Consider the following 20,058-nt stretch of genomic DNA (forward strand, 5'->3'; position numbering starts at 1 on the left):
TAATTAGGTGTTAATCGAATGTTAATATTCACCATATCATTATTTGCATTAATCTAGATATTAAAATATAAATAAATAGAACGAAACAATACTTAAAATTCAATCAATATGTAAATTCATTCCATAGTTAATGATTTTTAGTTTGCTTGCCACTGCTTGCAAACTAAAGTTATCCCAAGCAGTACTATAAAGTGGAATGCGCCTTTTCTCTTGTATTGATATGGCCTAGGCTGTAACAACATCAGTACCATATCCGTTCCCTTGAAACTCAGCTAAAGTTTCCACACTTGCCTCAGCAGCTACGGGCGTACTTCTGGCACTGCAACAAACAGAAACTACTTTTTCATTTTTTACAATTGCCAAATAAGGTTGCCTCCTTATTTACTCCATTTACCATCCATTCATAATCTATTTTTCATGTTCAAAATAAAAATCCCATTCAAATACACATTACTGAATCCATCATACTAACTGATTTCTTCATTCTGTCTATCTAAATGGGATTATTTTTCGTTTTTTACTCTACTGGTTGTTGTGGCTGTACTACTTCATTCGCTCCAGCTACCCTCAACATATTTACAATATCTTTAAAACCTCTTTTTTCAGCGTATTGCAGTGGTGTCAGATGTTCCTTGTTAGCCATGTTTACATCTGCACCGTGATCAATAAGTAATTGAATTACTTTCTTATGGTTTTCACTACCATTTCCTAATACAATTGCTTCTAATAACGCTGTTCCACCACGTTCATTTTTATAATTCACATCAATATCTGTATGCTCTAATAATTCTTTAACAACCTCTACATGGCCACGCTCAGATGCAGAAATAAGTGCTGTCCCACCTGACCTAGTCGTTTCTTTCGTATTAACTCCTGCATTAATTAATACTTTTACAATATCCGTATATCCTTCTCTACTTGCATAAAGAAGTGGATTACTTTTTTTCTCATCTTTAATTTCAATATTAGCACCTGCACCAATTAATGCTTTAACTGTCTCTACATGATTTTGGTACGTCGCTGCCAGGACAGGCGTTTCTCCGTTGTCACCTTCTACGTTTATATTCGCTCCATCCTGAATCAACTTCATAGCTGTCTCTGTATCTCCAAGAGTAGCTGAAAGTAACAACTGTTTGTCCATTAAATTTATACTTTTCTCTTCTTTAGGTTCTTCCTGTTCTTTATGCTTCTCTTTTTTCTTCTCATTTTTCACATGAACCGGTTTCGATTCTGGTTCTTCTTGCTTATCGCAAGCCACTACCGTCATTAAAAGTCCTAATAAAATACATAATAAAATTTTTTGTTTTCTCACAACTACAGCTCCTATGAAAGATAATGTTTTCTTAACCATTCCTCCATCACATACAATAACTCTTCTTGAGTACATTTATCCATAAGCCCTTTAGATTCCTTCTTTAATCGGATTATCTTAAGCTTATACTATGTTTCTCAACCTATTGAAATGATACGCCTGATGGCCCCATCATTAACATTATGAAGCAATTAGTTTAGCACGTTTTTACCGCATTTGTATACATTTCTAAAAAGTACATAAATGATTGCTTTAGGTTACTATATTCCATTGTAACCGTTCTGCTAAAAATTTTACACCTTTTCTATATTTGCACCTGAGTAATAATAGAAAAAGACAACTACATAGTTGTCTTTTTCTATTAATGATGTCCACCATGATTTCCTGCTTTCGGTTTCCCCATCATCTCTTTATTCATTTCCCATTTATGCTCTGCTAGCTCTTTATACGAAAGAACTTTCCCCTTATAGTTAGATACAAAGCTCTCTGCATCTTTTTTATTTTTAAATGAAATGACATTATAAGCCATCGGTGTCGTTATTGTTTTATCATATACGTAAGTAGCGTCTTCTAACGAAATCCAATCTTTCGAATCATAATCTCGGACAAATTTCTCTTTCGTCTTTTCATCTGAGTTGATCTCCATCCATTTATACATACAACCGATATCATCAAACTTTAACGCTTTTCCATTTTCTAAAATAATTTCTGTTGCAAATTGATTATCTGTTACCCCAATTTGGCAAATATCACATTTATCATGTTTCTCATCAATGGCAACAGCTGCTGTTTCCTTTTTCCCACACCCGACTACCGTAAATACGAAACATAAACATATAGCAAGTACGACATATTTTACTTTCATCAATATTCCTCCCTAGAAACCGTATACTCCACGAAAAGAATACCAAAAGGTTGTGTGAGATTTGTGAAAAAACAATGTGCTTTTTGTAATATAGGAAACAAAAAAAGATGTGTAGTTATTTCTACACATCTCTCATCACTCGCAACCTGTAATTAACAAATCATCTTCTAATTTAACTAATAATGTATCCGCACTAATTTCCTGTCCAACTTCTACATTTACCAATCTTATATTTCCACTAATCCCGACTGCAATTTTTTTAAGCTCACCGTCATTTTTTCGGATCATCAGTAATTTTTCCCATTCATATACGTAAGAAGATTCATTAATAAAAATCTCCTCTACTTTTCCTTCATAAGAGCTATAAATCTCTTCAATTCTCGTTTTCATATAACATCTACTCCCTATTTCACACTTCACTATTTTCATCTTATTCTACCATTCTTACGAGAAGCAGCTTACTTTTTAAAAATTCAAATTAACTACCGTGAACAAAATGAACAAAATAAAAATTATGCTTCTAATGATGTTATTTTTCAAATTATTTACCATTTGAATAGATGCTTTTATTATAAATAAAAAACCTTTTTCTGAATTTTTATTCTATTTTGAAAGCGCAATCATTCTTTTGAGGGGGAAATTACATGTTAGCACTACTTGGATTTGCGATGGTATTTGTCTTTATGTTTTTAATTATGACGAAACGTATGTCAGCGCTAGTAGCATTAATATTAATTCCGAGTGTTTTTGCATTAATTGGCGGATTCTATGCCGATATGGGACCTATGATGTTAGAGGGGATCCAAAAATTAGCACCTACTGGTATTATGCTTATGTTCGCTATTTTATATTTTGGGATTATGATTGATAGCGGTTTATTCGATCCTGTCATTAGTAAGATTTTAAAATTTGTAAAAGGAGATCCTTTAAAAATCGTTGTCGGAACGGCTATATTGACTATTATCGTTTCTCTAGATGGTGATGGTACAACAACATACATGATTACAGTTTCCGCAATGTATCCACTATATAAGCGCCTTGGAATGAACCCCCTCATATTAGCTGGAGTTGTTATGTTAGGAGCAGGGGTAACAAATCTTACACCTTGGGGTGGACCCACAGCTCGTGTTATGAGCGCACTTGGGCTTGAGGCTTCCGAATTATTTACACCTCTTATTCCAGGAATGATTGCTGGTGCAATTTGGGTTGTTTTCGTTGCCTACTATCTTGGAAAAAAAGAAAGAAAACGTTTAGGAATTATGGATGTACAGTATTTAAAACAAATGCAAACAATGGATGAGCAAGCTGCAACTGTCGAAGCAGCAGTGCATAAACGCCCTAAACTTCTATGGATTAACTTTTTATTAACCGCCACATTACTTGTCTGTCTCATACTAGAAGTTATGCCATTACCTGTTTTATTTACAGTCGCTTTTGCTATCGCTGTTATGATTAACTATCCAAACTTAGAGCAACAGAAAGAACGTATTGCTTCTCATGCTGGGAATGTATTAGCAGTTGTTTCTCTCGTATTTGCTGCCGGTATTTTCACTGGTATTTTATCTGGAACAAAAATGGTAGATGCAATGGCTAACAGTGTAGTAACTCTTATACCAGATGCACTTGGACCACAATTGCCAATTATTACAGCACTTCTCAGTATGCCATTCACATTTTTCATGTCTAATGATGCATTTTACTTCGGGGTATTACCTATTTTGACGAAAGCTGCTGCTACTTACGGAATTAGTGCAGCTGAAATGGGACGCGCTTCCTTACTTGGGCAACCCGTTCACTTATTAAGTCCTCTTGTCGCTTCCACTTATTTATTGGTCGGAATGGCAAAAGTTGATTTCGGTGAACATCAACGCTTCACTTTATTGTGGGCCGTTGGAACGACAATGGTTATGTTAATTACCGGAATTGTAATTGGGATTATTCCAATATAAGATGCAAAAAAAACAGTAGAAGGAATAAAATCCTCTACTGTTTTTTATTATGAAGAAACAAGAAAATAACGTCTCTCGGGTCTCCCAACACTTCCATATATTAGCTCTGCGTGGACTTTCTTCCCAGATATCAAATACTCTAAATAACGCCTTGCCGTTGATCGGCTTACGCCTACCATTGAACTTAGCACCTCTGCTGTAATCCCTTCTTCATTAACTGTTAACATATGCTTTTTTATTTTCGCTAAAGTTAAAGGATCTATCCCTTTCGGGGCATATTCTATTTGATCTCCCTTCACCCCTCTTTGAGACCATAAATATTCAATTTGCTCCGTAGATAATTGATTATTTTTCTTTAACTGTATAATCTTTTTTTGATAGCCTTCCAGACTTGCTTTAAATCGATCAAACATTAGTGGCTTTACGATATAATCTGTTACTCCGCCCCGCAGGGCGTGCCTCACTACATCTGTTTCCGATGCCGCTGTAATCATAATAATATCTGTATCGTGCAAATGATGCCTAATATATGTGACAAGTTCCGTTCCTTGCATATCAGGTAAGTACACATCTAATAAAACAAGCTGTGGCTTCACAAGCTCTAGCCATTCTTTCGCTTGTTCTCCAGTCGTTGCCGTTCCAATTACTTTAAATCCCTCAATTTTCTCAGTAAAACGACGATGAATGTCAGCAATCCGAATATCATCTTCTACAATTAATACTTCAATCTCCTCACCCATTACTATTCGCCTCTCTCTTTCGGTAGTGCAATAATAAATAACGCACCACCTAAATCCCCTTTTTCAATTGCAATACTTCCATTTAAATCTTCTACTAACTCTTTCACTTTTGCTAATCCATATCCTCGCTCTCCTCCTTCTTTCGTCGAAAAGCCTTTATAGAATATGCTAGTAATTATTTCATCATGAATCCCTTGCCCTGAATCTTCCACTTCAATTAATATTTCTTCTCCAATATCAGTTACAAACATCCTTACTTTCTTATCATTCTCTTCATTTTTTTCAATTGCTTCAAATGCATTCGTAATTAAATTTCCTAAAATAGAAACGACATAATTACTCTCAATATGTGGACTTAATTTTTCTAAACCACTTTCTCTATCTAGCATAAAATCAATCTTCAACTCTCGTGCTCTATTATAAAATCCAATTAAAATTCCACCTAGCCATGGATTTTGAATCCGCTTCATAATAAATTGAACAAAATCTTGATATACCGCTGTTTCCTTATGAATAAGCTCTAAAGCATCTTCGTATGATTCTAATTGAATAAGACCTGAAAGCGTATACAATAAATTATTATATTCGTGCGCTTGCGCTCGTAATGCCTCTGTATATTGCTTCGTCTGAGATAATTCTGCTGTTAACTGATCCATTTCAGATTTCAAACGTAAGCTCGATACAACACCAGTTACTTTATTCTTTACTTTAATAGGTAGACGGTTCGCAATAACAGCCTGTCCTTTTATATTTAATTGGCGATCAAACTGTTCTTCACCAGTTTGAAGTACATCTAGTATCGTTGAATTAGGAATTACATTTAAAATAAATTCCCCAATAATATTTTGTTGTTTATCTAGCGAAAGAATATCATAAGCTGCTTGATTGACTAAACTAATCATGCCATTTTTATCGATTACAATAATCCCTTCACGTACAGATTGAATCACTGTACTATGCTCTTCATATAAAGATGAAATTTCTTCTGGCTCCATCCCGAACATCATTCTTTTTATACTTGCCGCTAAATATATAGAGCCGATTACTCCAATTAATAGCCCTATTATTGTAATCCAAAATACACGCTTTCCATACACTTCTACCGCTCCATGAATATCAGCCATTGAAAATCCAACAGACACCACACCAATGATTTCATTTTCCTGATTACGGATTGGAACTTTTCCGCGTAATGAAGGGCCTAATGATCCAGTTGCTTTCGAAACATATGATTTTCCTTCTAATAAAACGCCTTTATTATCTCCGCCAACCATTTTTTCTCCTATTTTATCTCGCTCAGGATGCGCATAACGAATCCCCTCTTTGTTTCCAACTACAATGAAGTCAGCCTCTGTATCCATTCGAATTTTTTCTGCGATTGGCTGAATAATAGAAGCTGGATTTTCTTTTTGAAAAGCTTCCTGAATTTCTGGTATCGCGGCAACTGTTTTCGCAACATGTAAAGCCCGTTTCCCAATTTGCTCTTCTACCGTTTCAGATAATATGTAATAAAATAAATAACTCGTTAGCAGAAGTACCACTAAAATAAGTGTACTAATAGTTAATGTAATTCTCGGTTGGAGTTTTAATTTTTTTAATTTCAAAACCATTCCCCTAACATGATTAAAGATAGAATTTAAAGAATATACAGTCTCTTTAATTATACTTAATCATAACACGGTTACTCTATATTTCTTTCTTTTTCTCTTCATAAAAAAAGAAACGAAGTAAAATTATTACCTCGTTTCTTAATATTTGTTATTACACTTTAAACTTACTAATCATCTCTTGTAATTCTTCTGCCATTTGTGATAAATGGACTGCTGCTGCATTTATTTCATCTACTGAAGCTAATTGTTCTTCTGAAGAACCAGCAATATTTTGAACGCTTGCTGCATTTTCTTCAATTGTGGCTGCAATTTCATTAATAGATGCACTTACTTGTTTTGCATCTACCGTCATTTGTTTTGCTACATCTACCATGCTATCAATTTGTACAACTGTATCATTTGTAGACTTCAATATTTCGGCAAAGCTTTGCTTCGTTTCATTTGCAACTACAAGTCCTGATTGTACTTCTGCTCCAACTTGATTCATAGAGCTTACTGTTTCTTTTATATCAAATTGAATCTCTTTCACTAGTTTCCCAATTTCCGTAGAAGACTGTCCTGATTGTTCTGCTAGCTTTCGCACTTCATCTGCTACAATTGCAAATCCTCTTCCTTGCTCTCCAGCTCTCGCAGCCTCAATTGCCGCATTTAACGCTAATAAATTTGTCTGTTCTGCAATATGTTGAATCACTTCAAGGATTGCTCCAATTTGTTTCGACTTATCGTCTAACAAACCAATGATTTTGTCTGACTGTGAAACAGACTCATGAATTAATTGCATTTGATTCACAGTTTGTTCAACTAACTTCCCACCATTTTCAGCTTTTTTCTTCGTATACATAGAGGCTGTAGATACTAATGAAGAACTATCTGCAACACGCTGAATTCCTTCTGTAACTTCTTCTAACAATGTTGCTCCTTCTTCAACTTCTTTCGTTTGTATTTCTGCACCACTTGATACTTGCTCTATCGCCTGTGTAATTTGTTCCGTTGCTTCGCTTGTCTGCTTCATACTAGCTGTTAATTCTTCTGAAGATGCCGCTACATGACTTGCTGAAGTGTTTATATTGGAAATGACACTTTGTAACGATGCAGCCATCTCGTTAAAACTTTCTCCTAGCTGTCCAATTTCATCTTTAGAATGAACTGTAATTGATTCTGTTAAATCACCTTCGCTAATCTTCTTCGATGATATGACAAGTTGTTTTAACGGTTTAATAATAGACGCAATTATGAAGTAAATTACAATCCCACCGATTATTAGTGAAATTCCAAGAACAGTTACTGTTTTATAGAAAATAGGTTCAGCCGCTTCGATAATTTCTTTGGAAGGCATAATTCCTGCTATTTTCCACCCAGTTTTCTTATTCGTTTTAAAAGTGATATTGCGATCTTCACCATCTAATGAATAATGAAAATCCCCAGCTTCCTGTTTATACAATTCTTTACTAAGTTTCTCTTCTAATTTCTCTCCTGGCTTCATTTTCGGGTGCGCTACTACATTTTTATCTTGATCAAATATCGCTACATATCCTTCCTTACCAATATTAACCATCTTGGAAGTGGTAACAATATTATTAATGATTAAGTCAATCCCAAGAACTCCACTTTTATCCTCGTTTTGTTTTGCTAGTGTAATAACAATATTCCCTGTCGTTTTTGACTTATATGGAGCAGTTACAATTACCTCTCCACTTTTCTTCACGGCCTCTTTATACCAATCTCTTTCTGTAGGATTATATCCATCTGGCATCTGAATAGCTGGTGATTGAATGAACTGTCCATTACCAGATCCTGTATAGATTGCTTCCATTTCTGGATGCAGTTTATTGTATTCTTCTAGTTTATTTTGTATGTTTTGAATTTGATCTGCGTGGTAACTTGATTGTGTGAATAATTTCGTAAAATAAGTTGCATCTACTTTTTTACTATCCAATTCTTTATTAATTACATTATCCAAAATTTTTATATTATCTTTCGCCGAGTTTAAAATCGTTTCATTAAAATTCGTCTTCGCCTGTTGATAAGACGTCCAACCAATTACAATACTTGGAAGAATTAAAATAATAATAAATGATACAAGTAACTTTGTTTTTAAACTACTACTCCTTAATTTCCCTTGAAACATACTTCTACCCCTCCATACCGTTTTAAATGTAATTAATTAACATTTAATCTTTCTATAAAAATAATACGATTTAAATGTATCAATGAGACTCTCTATCTTTTTATACATCTAAAGAATTGATACATATCTTTTTCATTCTATATAAATTAAATAATTAAAACAATGTATAAAAATGTATATTATTCGAAATATTATAATTCATAGGAGAACCTCTAGTATTTCACTTACTAGAGGTTCTTTCCACCTTACTATTCTTTATCTACTTCTTTTTTCTTATCTTCTACTACAGATACAACAGGTTTATCACTTGATAATTGTTGCACTGCTCCTTTTCCTGCAAATCCTTCTAATAGCTCTTTTAAGTCAATTCCAGAAGAAGCCTTTAACGTTTCTTGCATCGTTGCCATTAAATCAGTCGCATAGCCCGCAACTTTTCCGGCCCCGCTATTTTTACCACCGCCGCCTGTATCGACAACTGTGATTTTATCAATATTACTAAGCGGACTTGCAACTTCCTTCGCATAACTTGGAAGCATTTTAAGAACCATATCCATAATTGCCGCTTGACCATATAATTCAAATGCTTCAGCAATTTTTTGTTTCGCTTCTGCTTCTGCTAAACCTTTTAATCTAATAACATCTGCTTCTGCTGTTCCTTGCGCTTTTTGTACTTCCGCTTTCGCTTGACCTTGTGCTTTTTCAATTTCCGCCTTCGCTAAACCTTCTACACGTACTTCTTCTGCACGTGCTCTCGCTTCTGCTTCAATCTTATATTGATCCGCATCGGCTTTTTTAATTTGTTTTACTTTTTCTGCTTCCGCTGATTGCTCAACAGCATAACGATCTGCATCTGCTTTTTTCTTAACTTCTGCATCGTATTGCTTTTCACGACGCGCAATCTCTTTTTCTTCTAACTCGATTTGCTTTTCACGCTCAATGATTTTAACGCGCATTTGCTCTTCTGTAACACCTTGTTGTGCTTTCGCTTGTTGTAATTCGTAAGAAAGATCCGCATCTGCACGTGCTTGCTCTTGTTCTCTCTTATAGGACTGTACTTTTAATTCTTTATGTTTTTCAGCTTCAGCGATTTGTGCATCACGTTGATATTCTGCTTCTTTTGCCTCTTTTTCAGCACGTGCTTTTTCAATACGTGCTTCTTTTTCACGCTCTGCATTTGCAATTGTTGCATCACGCTTAACTGTCGCAATTTGCGGCTGACCAAGCGCATCTAAGTATCCGTTTTTATCCATTATTTCTTTAATTGTGAAAGAAACAATGCGAAGTCCCATCTTCTTTAAATCTGTAGAAGCTACTTCATGTACCTTTTGAGCAAATTGCTCTCTATTACTATACGCATCCTCTACTGTCATAGAAGATAAGATTGCACGTAAGTGACCTTCTAAAACCTCTTTTGCTTCTACTTTTAACTCTTCTGTTTCTTTTCCTAAATATTGCTCAGCTGCAGTAGATACTTCTTCAATTGTAGAACCTACTTTAATAATAGAAACACCATTTACTGTAACTGGAACACCTTGCTTCGTATACGTATCACGTGTACCAACTTCTAATTTGTAGTTTAATAGGCTTAAAGGCTCTGCTCTTTGCATAATTGGAACTACGAAAGTACCGCCCCCGCGGATAATCTTAATCTTCTTTCCATCATCAGTGGTAACAACATTCTTTCCTCCACCAAGCCAGTTCCCTGTAACAATTAACGCTTCATCTGGACCAACCGTACGATACTTCGTAATGAATACTAAAATGAGTAGAATTAAAATTGCCAGTAAAACTCCACCGATAATTAATGGAATCGTCATGTAAATTCCCCCTTATAATTTTGGTTTTTTTAAAGAATAAGCGATGTTTTGTACAAGTAAAACACCATCTTGGACTCCCTCGATAATAACCTCTGTTCCTTGCGAAATATCTTTTTTTCCAACAGTTTTAGCTGGGATTGCATTACTTCCAAATTGGGATAAAATTAATACTTCACCAAATCCTTCTGTAGGAATTGTCGTAATGACTTCTCCTTTGCAACCGATAAATTCATCCATACGTTGTACGGTATTTTGTTCTGCTTCTGCAATCGGTTTTAAAATTAGTATTTTCATGATGAAAACACCGATAAAAGATATAGCAAATGCAGCCCCGAAAATAGTAATACTATTAAAGGAGAATAAGTACTCTCCTATATAACTAAGCCCACATAACATGGCGAAGAAACTAAGTAATAAAGTAACAACGGATACAGATCCGCCCCCAAAACTAAATATCGATTCAAATATATCTCCAAAGAAGATATAAATAACAGTGAGTATAGTAGCAATAATAAATCCATATAAATAAATTGTTTCAAGTGGATAACCAAACAAGACCATTTCTTATCCCCCTTTCTTAAACAATCCCTTTTTTGTTATGTGTATGCCCCACCTCTTTCAAAGATTATAGTTCTTAATTTTCAGTTATTTACTCTTTAAAGAAAAGCCTGTAAAACAGGCCCCTAAAAAAGAACAGGAGAAACCTATTGTGACAGGCTCCTCCTAGAAAATAACCGATATATTATATATCTATATAATATACTATTTTCCACAAAAAGTAAAGTTAAACATACATTGGAAAATCACTTATTTTCCCCCGATTGGTGTGGGCTAATAATCATTGGGGAATGAATGATTAAAGTTTCACTTTACTGATAATGAGTACGTTCCATCGCCATTATCATATTTATATACATACAAGTAATACTTGCCTGGTTTTGCATTAAATTTCGCTTCTATATGATTCCCATTGGCTTGACCGTAAGCTGCATAATTTTGCATATCTGATTCATGGTGAAGTACCCATGTCATCCCAATTCCATACTCATTTAAAACAGAAATGTCGATATCTTTCGCTGATGCTACATTAAATGTATAAACATCAGTGTGGTCCTCGCCAATAAGATTACCTTTTATCGTACTATTTAGCCCGATACGATTTGCTTCCTCTGGACGATTATTTGGTTCTGATTCTGTTAAACTTCCATCTTTAATCGTAACAGTTGTTTCGCTTCTGCTCTCTTTGCCTTTATCATCTTTTACTCTTAACGATACTTTATAAGAACCTTCTCTTTCATATACATGTACTGGATTCACTTCTACACTTGTGCTTCCATCTCCAAATTCCCATAAATAAGAAACAATTTTTCCATCTTCATCGTTTGAGCCATCACTTTTAAATTGAATTCCCTCTTTTACAAGACCGCTATAAGGGCCATTTATATTAACCGTTGGAGCTTTATTTTCTCCATCATCTTTTGCGATTCCATGGAAGACTACATCATATTCAAATTCATTTGAGCTATTCACACGATAATTGACGAAGTATGCTGTAACAGTTTTGTAGCCACTCCATTCTTTTTGCGCCAATTGTTCTAAAGATTCATTTACTCTTTTACTCATTGCTTTCCAATCTTCTGATTCACCTTTTGTGACACTACCTGTATACGTACCTTCTAATGTAAATGTATTAAAGAATTGAGAATTATGTTTTGTCATTTTTGTATCATTCATAGGCAACGTATCACTAATTTCTTTTTTCACTTCAGTTAACGATTTCGGTGCATGTTCAGCTAAATAATCATCTGCTACTTCCGGTACATTATATTTATCTTGATTATCAATTAACTGCTGCATATACTCTTGATACTCTTTATTTAACTTAGGATCTTTACTTAGATTTTCACGATATGCATCATAATTTTTCACGTCATTCGCACGAATCAAATCTTGAATTTTATCAAATGTTTCAAACTGATGCGTATATAAGTAAGACTGCAATGCGAACGAGTAATTATAGAAATCCCAAGAACCGTATTTAGCAAATAGTGTACGCTCTGCTGTATAACGGCTTGCAGGATCAGATGATAATCCGCTAATTATACTCTTTCTTGGTACAACGTTATTCGTACGAGTAGATCCTGCGAAAAACTCTGCATTTCCTTCTTGGAACCAAGTTAGCCTTTCATTTTGATACATATCTCCTCTTCCAAATAAACCAGGAACTTCATATCTCCCTTGCAGATAATGAGTAAATTCATGACGGAATAACTCTTCTAAACTATAAATACTTTGCTCTGGTGTACGCTCATATGTAAAGAATGTACCTGTCTCTTCAATATAAATTCCACCGTTGTTTGTTTCATATCCATACAATTGTCTATTTAACTGATATTCATCTGGACTATTATAAATTACGATCGTTAATACATCATCCGCATTTCCTGGCTCTAACGCTTTGTCATTTCCAATTACACGGTGATACTGTGCCTTTACTTCCTTCGCAGCCCAATATAGTCTCTTAATTTTTTCTTCTGATACTTTATCTCCTGTTTTGAACACAATTGATCCATCGTCGAATGTATACGTTTTTGGTAAGTATTGCTCTTTTCCTTCTTTACGTATTTTCTCTAAATCTACTGTATTCCCGCTATAATCTTTACCATTATAATTTGTTGTAATTTGTTCTACCGCAACAAAATACGGTTCACTTAAGCGTGGGTACATATGCATCGCTTGTGTAACAACCTCTAATCCTTTATTTGGATTGCTATGAAACTTCCCTAAACGGCTAGCAAAATAAATGCCATTATTAACGAGCCATTTATTTTCTGGCGTTACTTCATTTAGAAGAGCAATACGATTTATTTCATTAATAAACCCATCTACTTTTCCATACCACATCGTTTCATTCGCTTCTTTACGAGCCTCAGTTAAGTACGACTGCATATCATAGTCAATACCTTGCATAATATCGTATATTGCTTGTCCCTTCATTCGATCATTTACATAAGTAGTATAATTATCATTGTATTGCTTTAAAATATTCGATGCATATTGAACCGTTTCAACATCGCTTGAAGCATTACTAATTAATTTACCGTACGCAGATACGACTGTATCTTGTTCAACTGTACCAAGCTTAAAGTTTGGATTTTTTGCGATTGCTTTTAAAGCAGGTAAACATTTATCCTGGAAGCTTCTTTCATTTAAGTCGCTTAATTCACTATTATAAAATGCAAGATAAAAAGCTGAACGCAGCACTTCAGTAAACGTTTGAATTCCTTTTGAATCATCTTTCGTAAATGTACTACCTCTATGAGCTAATTCATCTATAATGACTTGCATTTTTCCTTTATCTTTATAAAAAGCCTTTGCATCTTCATTAAACTGGAATAAGTCTGTAATTTGGTGCCATTTAATACTGCCTAACGTTTCAACTAATTCTTGGTCATTCATTTTGTTTAAATCAGCCATTGAATAGCTTTCTTTAACCTGCTTTACTGCAGTTTTCTTCGTAATAGATGCTGGTCGCTGTGAAAAATCTCCTACTTTTAAACGTTCTTGAAATGATAAAGTTTCATCAACTTTTGAAATATGTCCAACTTCATCTACTGACTTTTCAATTCCAACCGGTTTCGTTTTTAACACGTTATACGGTACTTTTTCTTCCGCTGCTGCATGAGTTTGAAGTGCGCCTAACGATAAAGCCATTGTACTAATGCTAAGCATCACTTTATTGATCTTTGATTTCTTGTTCATATCCTGACCCCCTATTTTAATATTCCATTCAAGAATTTAACATAAAATCTGGATGTAACAATATAAAATGCAATATTTCATATTATTTCTTCCTATAATTTGTACATATCGTGAACGCATTGCTCTTTACCTCCCTAAAACAAATTGCATCCTTTCACATTATAAAAAGGGAATTTTTTGACAATTAAAAACTTAATTGTTATGATTATTATAATTGTTAATTTTATTAAATAAGGGTGGGATTCTATGATAAAAAAAGAAAACAGTGTATTTTATATCTCCTTCTTGCTAACAACATTCTTCATTATATGGGGAATTACCCCAGCAAGTTGGATACAAGGCTACGATTTACAAAGTGTTACATCTTCTTTAAACTCATTTATCCTCAATAAATTTGGATGGTTTTACTCTCTACTTATGACTACAATGATTATTTTGGCTGCTTATTTAGCATTTTCCAAGTACGGTTCTATTCGTCTTGGTAAAGATGGAGAAAAGCCAAAATATAATTATCCATCTTGGCTATCCATGTTGTTTGGGGCAGGAATGGGAATTGGACTCCTCTTTTATGGAATCGCTGAACCGATTTCACATTTTACAGATCCGTTAACAGGAAAAGCAGGTACAGAAGAAAGCGCCAAACTCGCTATGCAATATTCATTTTTCCACTGGGGACTCTTTCCGTGGTCACTATACGCAATGGTCGCTTTAACAATTGCATATTTCACATTCCGCAAACAAAAAGGTAGCACAATTGGGGCTACAGTTACTCCATTATTTAATCGATCGAAAAATTCTCGTATTGGAAAAACAGTTGATATTCTAGCTGTTTTAGCCACGGTATTTGGCATTGTACCATCTGTTGGGATTGGTGCTCAACAAATTGCTGGAGGATTAAGCTATTTATTCCCTTCCATTCATAACACTTTACTTACTCAGCTCGTACTTATAGCTATCTTCGCTGTTTTATATTTAACAAGTGCACAAACTGGCTTAGATCGTGGGATTAAATATTTGAGTAACTTGAATTTCTCTCTTGCAGGTATTTTACTCATCTCTTTCTTACTTTTAGGACCAACTGTATTTATTATGAAATATTTCACATCTACACTCGGTTCTTATATCGGCGCTTTACCTAGTATGGGATTAAATTTAGGAGCATTTAGTGAAAAATCTTCTTCTTGGATTGAAAACTGGACTATTTTCTATTGGGGATGGTGGATCTCTTGGTCTCCATTCGTCGGCACATTTATCGCACGTATTTCTAAAGGACGCACAATAAAAGAATTTATTTTTGGAGTTGTATTAGTCCCAACTCTTATCTGTACATTTTGGTTTGCAGTATTTGGTGGTACCGCAATTCATATGGAAATGTTCCAATCGCTTGGAATAGCTGATGAAATTGCAAAAAATGGTACAGAGATTGGATTATTTGCTGTTATTTCACATCTACCATTTTCTACCTTTTTAACGATTATCGGGTTAATTTTAGTAGCCACATTTTTCGTTACTTCTGCCGATTCAGCAACATTTGTTGTTTCAATGCAAACGAGTAACGGAAGCTTATCACCGAAAAATAGTTTAAAACTTATATGGGGATTAACAATCGCGATAATTGCCGCTATTTTATTACAAGCTGGAGGATTAAATGCACTACAAATCGCAGCTATAATTGCTGCGCTACCATTTTCTATTGTAGTCGTTCTTATGGTCACTTCTCTTTTTAAAGAGCTAAAAAAAGAAGATGTTAATTCGCAAACGAAAGAAATCCCCAAAAAAATAAAAAAGGTTATGTAACGATTAGCACCTCAAATTACTTCTGAATCCGTAACAACTGAGGGAAATGTAGATTAATAAAACCCATTCGTATGAAATATAATTTTCATACGAATGGGTTTTCACTCTATTATATAGTGTTGTAAACATGCCTTCTCCTCAAATCCTACTTTCTTGTACAATTTCATCGCACGATCATTATTCGTATTCAAACATAATTCTATCTCCTTCATTCCTTGGAAGGAAATAATATACTGAATTGCCTTTTGTAATAACCGCTCTCCGACACCTTTTCTTCTACTATTTTCAGCGGTTGCAATAAATTCGATATTCGCTTCTTGAAACTCTGGATTTACTTCCACATATACATAACCTTCTAACTTATCATTCTTCATACTTACAAATAATTTATTCGTATTACTTAAACGTTCAATAATTTCGTTTCCGTCATAATACGTATTAGAAAACACATGATTGTGTAAAGCGATAAACTGCTCAAACACTTGTGGTAAAGCCTCTTCTACATTACATATAATACGGTGCTCCACAATATTATTTAAAACGAGAATACTATGTCGACCTTGTTCTTTTGCATGTAAATTCCTCATTAAACGGGCACAATTATTATTTTCCACATGATAAAAACCATAAAATCTCTCAATATGAAAAGGCACCTTTTCTATAAGTTCCTTCCACATATGTAAAGCAACTTCTTCCCAATTCTCTGCGATAATAAACGGCCCCCATATCTCTGCACATTTCTTTACTTCATCCACATCAAATCCTAATAAACCTATTAAATTATTATTCTCATAAGTAGCAACAAAAGATTGTTCCCAGCCTATATCTGAAAAATCATGAATAATTGTCTGTAACAACTCCTCTTTCTCATCTCCACAATAGCCAACATGATGAGTAGCATCTTTATTCATATTCGCAATAAATGCTGCCACCTCTTCAATTTTCAAAATAGAACTGACATACATAACCTCTCCTCCTTCACTAATATATTCACACCTTTTCCATTTATATCCTTCTAAAAAAGACATCACCATAAGCATATTTCAAAATGAAATCGCCATGATAATGTCTTCTCAAAAACTCATATAATCATCTTACGTTATAATAAGATAAAACGTTTTTTATTTCTTAAATAATCTCTTTCTAAATACAAACATACTCAGTGCTGAAAGAACTAACGCTATGCCTGAAAGTAATGTTGATGTATTCTCTTGTCCACCTGTTGCTCCTAATGATTTCTTACTTTCTTCTTGCTTATTAACAGCTGGTTTATTTTCTTTCACAACTTGATTATTCACGTTTTGTTCTTGGACTACTGCTGATTGATTTACCGCGTCTTTTGAACCTTCAATTTCTTTTCCTGTTTCTTTTACCTCCGCTTTCGATCCTTCAACTCCTGTTGTTGGCTCGTCCACTTCCTCTTTCGCTTCTTCAACTTCTTTCGTTGGCTCTTTTACTTCCTCTTTTACTTCTTTTACCGGTTCTTTTTCTTCTTCTTTTGTTTCTTCAACTTCTTTCGTTGGTTCTTTTACTTCTTCTTTTACCTCTTCAACTTCTTTTGTTGGCTCTTTTACTTCTTCTTTCGCTTCTTCAACTTCTTTTACCGGTTCTTTCACTTCTTCTTTTGTACTTTCAACTTCTTTTACCGGTTCTTTCACTTCTTCTTTTGTTTCTTCAACTTCTTCTTTTTCCACTATATTCTGTATAACTGTTCCGTTAAACCTGATGCTAATTTCATCAGAATCTAAATCAAATTTATACACCTTTTCACCTAGGGTATTCCATTTTATTACTCCGTTATTAAACGTCCCTCCCTCACTTGCCAATTGAATATTTTCAATACTTTCTCCTTCTAAATCATATACAGGAACTTGAATTTCTTCGTTTATTTTTGCATCATTTAAAATGATATTTTGTCTTCCAACATCAATTGTAAACCACTGACCTAATTGTATTAACGGCCTTACATCACGAATCTCATTTCCAGCTAGATTTAAGCTAAATAAGTTTAGCATGGAACCAATAACCGTTACATCTTTAATATGATTGTCCGCAAGATTTAACCACTGTAAATTTTCCAATGAAGATAGTGGTGTTATATCTTCAATTTGATTATGAGATACATTCACATTATTCAATTGTTTCAAGTTTGAGATGAACTCAATATTTTTCAGGCCTACTCCTTCTAAAGTAAGTTTTTCTAAATTCGTCATGTATTCTAAACCTGTTATATCTTTTATCTCATTTCCTTTTTCTTTAAGTATCTCTAATTTTTTAATCTGTAATAAATCTTCTTTTGTGATAGGAGCGTTTACATTCTCTCTACCTAAATTCTCTTTATTAATATGTTGTTGTAAAGTTTTATCGAGAATTACATTTTGACTTTCTTTTTGTTTTTCAACTATATTCTGTATAACCGTGCCATTAAATCTTATTTTACTTTCAGTAGAATTAGTATCTAGTTTAAATTCATATATTTTTTCTCCAGGACTATTCCATTTTATAAATCCGTTATTCAGAGTAGCCCCCTCACTTTGTAGATTAATATTTTGAAGTGGCTCTCCTTTAAGGTTGTATACTGGGATTTTTATTTCTTCATCTACACTTGCTTCATTTAAAAAGATTTTTTGTCTTTGAATGTCAATTGAAATTCGCTTACCTAATTCCTCAACAGGCCTTACGTCAAAAATTTCATTAGCTCCAAGATTTATCTCATGTAAATTTGTTAAAGTGCTCAACGGCGATATATCAGAGATATAATTCTCTTCTAAATTCAGCACTTGTAAATTTCCTAATTGGGATAATGGTGATATATCTTTTATTTCACTATCAGAAATTTCTAGTTCAATAAGATTACTCATTTTACTAATAGATTCAACATTATTAATTTTATTGTTCCCTATCCATAATAGTTCCACATTATTTAATCGATCAATTCCCGTAAGATCACTGATTTGATTATTTGCTAAGTATAATTGTTTCATAGTTGATAATGTAAATAATGGCTGGATATCTTTAATGTTATTACCGATTAAATCTAATGTTTTAATTTTTTTCATTTTACTTAATGGTGTAAGATCAGAAATTTTATTATCTCTTAAAAAAAGCATATTAATATTCTCTAACTGCTCAATTGGGTGAATACTTTCAATTGAATTAGACGTTAAATCAACGTACTTCAAACCTCTCAACTTCGAGATGGCTGATATGTCTTTTACATTAGACTCTCGTAACGTCAACTTCTCTAAGTTTGTCATATACTCTAAACCAGTTATTTTATTTATTCCTTTACCTGAATAAATGGATAAAGTTTTAATTTGTAATAAATCTTTCTTTGTGATTGGCGCATCTACATTATCTCTATTTAAGTTATATTTATTAATATATTTTTGTAATTGCTTATCTACTATTACATTTGCATCTTGTTGATCCACTTTATCCACTTTATCCTCTTTATTTTCCTTTTGTGCTTCTGGAACATCTTTATCTAAATTCAATGTATTTACTTCAAACTGTACTTGGTACTTATTGTCATAGGCCATTGTTGGAATATAAATATGCATTCGCATATTATACCTTTTTCCTAATTCCCCTACTTCAAACTGAATCACTTTCGTTCCATTTTTCTTTTTGTCTTCTGATATTACTTTCACATCATGAAACACACCTGGAGTGTGAATATCCTCTGTCTTCAAGTATTGAAAGAAATCACTATCACTTAACGTTGCTGTTACAATTTTCTTTCCATTCTCAATTGTTAATTTCGGATCCTTTATATAAACAGCTGCCATAGACTCTTCATTCGTTTTATCTTTATACGCTTTAATAACAGCGTCATATGTACCATCTTCTAAACCTTGTCCAGTTTTATTCGCCTCAATTGCTACTGCCGCTAAAGCAGGTGTTGAATACACAGCAAACGGAAGTGATAACGCCGCCGCTATAATCATTGCATTTATACGTTTTCTTTTATTTTGTTTCAACTTTACATCTCCTCCGAAATATATAATTCAAAATGTAATCATTTCTCGAATAAATGATAATGATTTTCATTATCATTGTCAACTGAAAAAATAAA

13 protein-coding genes and 2 pseudogenes are annotated in these 20,058 nt (G+C 33.8%); 2 read left to right on the plus strand and 13 right to left on the minus strand.

Annotated features, from left to right (window positions below; translation table 11 throughout):
• Positions 1-99: 99 nt before the first annotated feature.
• From BLT20_RS23210 to BLT20_RS23225, 4 genes and pseudogenes are all read right to left on the minus strand, one after another.
• Positions 100-375 (minus strand): annotated as a pseudogene (locus BLT20_RS23210) (GNAT family N-acetyltransferase); the annotation flags it as partial.
• Between the two features lie 142 nt (positions 376-517).
• Positions 518-1,387, minus strand: coding sequence for an ankyrin repeat domain-containing protein (locus tag BLT20_RS23215; protein ID WP_000287331.1), 870 nt, complete (start codon positions 1,385-1,387; stop codon positions 518-520).
• Positions 1,388-1,673: 286 nt separating this feature from the next.
• Complete coding sequence (locus tag BLT20_RS23220; RefSeq protein WP_000865665.1) at positions 1,674-2,177, minus strand: nitrous oxide reductase accessory protein NosL; 504 nt, start codon at positions 2,175-2,177, stop codon at positions 1,674-1,676.
• Between the two features lie 135 nt (positions 2,178-2,312).
• Positions 2,313-2,567: a hypothetical protein gene (locus BLT20_RS23225; protein ID WP_000857376.1), complete on the minus strand. Its 255-nt coding sequence runs from the start codon at positions 2,565-2,567 to the stop codon at positions 2,313-2,315.
• A 254-nt stretch (positions 2,568-2,821) separates the two neighbouring features.
• On the opposite strand from BLT20_RS23225, the gene BLT20_RS23230 reads away from it, so the two are divergent.
• Entirely contained in the window at positions 2,822-4,126 is a 1,305-nt protein-coding gene (locus tag BLT20_RS23230; RefSeq protein WP_000880464.1) for a CitMHS family transporter, read from the plus strand.
• A 47-nt stretch (positions 4,127-4,173) separates the two neighbouring features.
• Here BLT20_RS23230 and BLT20_RS23235 read toward each other — a convergent pair whose 3' ends face one another.
• The 7 genes and pseudogenes from BLT20_RS23235 to colA all read right to left on the minus strand — a co-directional run bounded on the left by BLT20_RS23235 (position 4,174) and on the right by colA (position 14,183).
• Entirely contained in the window at positions 4,174-4,866 is a 693-nt protein-coding gene (locus BLT20_RS23235) for a response regulator (protein ID WP_000503461.1), read from the minus strand.
• Positions 4,867-4,868: 2 nt separating this feature from the next.
• A complete protein-coding gene (locus tag BLT20_RS23240; protein ID WP_002025277.1) occupies positions 4,869-6,476 on the minus strand; it encodes an ATP-binding protein in 1,608 nt (535 codons plus the stop codon).
• A 151-nt stretch (positions 6,477-6,627) separates the two neighbouring features.
• A complete protein-coding gene (locus tag BLT20_RS31375; RefSeq protein WP_370445030.1) occupies positions 6,628-7,575 on the minus strand; it encodes a methyl-accepting chemotaxis protein in 948 nt (315 codons plus the stop codon).
• Positions 7,576-7,617: 42 nt separating this feature from the next.
• Positions 7,618-8,604, minus strand: a pseudogene (locus tag BLT20_RS31380) (cache domain-containing protein); the annotation flags it as partial.
• Between the two features lie 248 nt (positions 8,605-8,852).
• The gene (locus tag BLT20_RS23250) at positions 8,853-10,421 is read right to left on the minus strand and encodes a flotillin family protein (protein WP_000155020.1); all 1,569 of its coding nucleotides are present in this window, start codon (positions 10,419-10,421) and stop codon (positions 8,853-8,855) included.
• A gap of 12 nt (positions 10,422-10,433) precedes the next feature.
• Positions 10,434-10,982: an NfeD family protein gene (locus tag BLT20_RS23255; RefSeq protein ID WP_000242445.1), complete on the minus strand. Its 549-nt coding sequence runs from the start codon at positions 10,980-10,982 to the stop codon at positions 10,434-10,436.
• A 303-nt stretch (positions 10,983-11,285) separates the two neighbouring features.
• Positions 11,286-14,183: a collagenase ColA gene (gene colA / locus BLT20_RS23260; protein ID WP_001036416.1), complete on the minus strand. Its 2,898-nt coding sequence runs from the start codon at positions 14,181-14,183 to the stop codon at positions 11,286-11,288.
• A gap of 246 nt (positions 14,184-14,429) precedes the next feature.
• On the opposite strand from colA, the gene opuD reads away from it, so the two are divergent.
• A complete protein-coding gene (gene opuD, locus BLT20_RS23265) occupies positions 14,430-15,980 on the plus strand; it encodes a glycine betaine transporter OpuD (protein WP_000591564.1) in 1,551 nt (516 codons plus the stop codon).
• A 101-nt stretch (positions 15,981-16,081) separates the two neighbouring features.
• Here the strand turns inward: opuD and BLT20_RS23270 are convergent, their stop codons facing one another.
• On the minus strand, positions 16,082-16,945 hold the full coding sequence (locus tag BLT20_RS23270) for a GNAT family N-acetyltransferase (RefSeq protein WP_000289531.1): 864 nt from the start codon (positions 16,943-16,945) through the stop codon (positions 16,082-16,084).
• 156 nt (positions 16,946-17,101) lie between these two features.
• Positions 17,102-19,963 carry a leucine-rich repeat domain-containing protein gene (locus BLT20_RS23275; protein ID WP_000812441.1) on the minus strand — a complete coding sequence of 954 codons (2,862 nt, stop codon included), beginning with the start codon at positions 19,961-19,963 and terminating at the stop codon, positions 17,102-17,104.
• Positions 19,964-20,058: the final 95 nt, after the last annotated feature.

This window comes from Bacillus sp. cl96 (assembly GCF_900100505.1).
In the GTDB taxonomy this organism is placed as follows: Bacteria; Bacillota; Bacilli; order Bacillales; family Bacillaceae_G; genus Bacillus_A; species Bacillus_A cereus.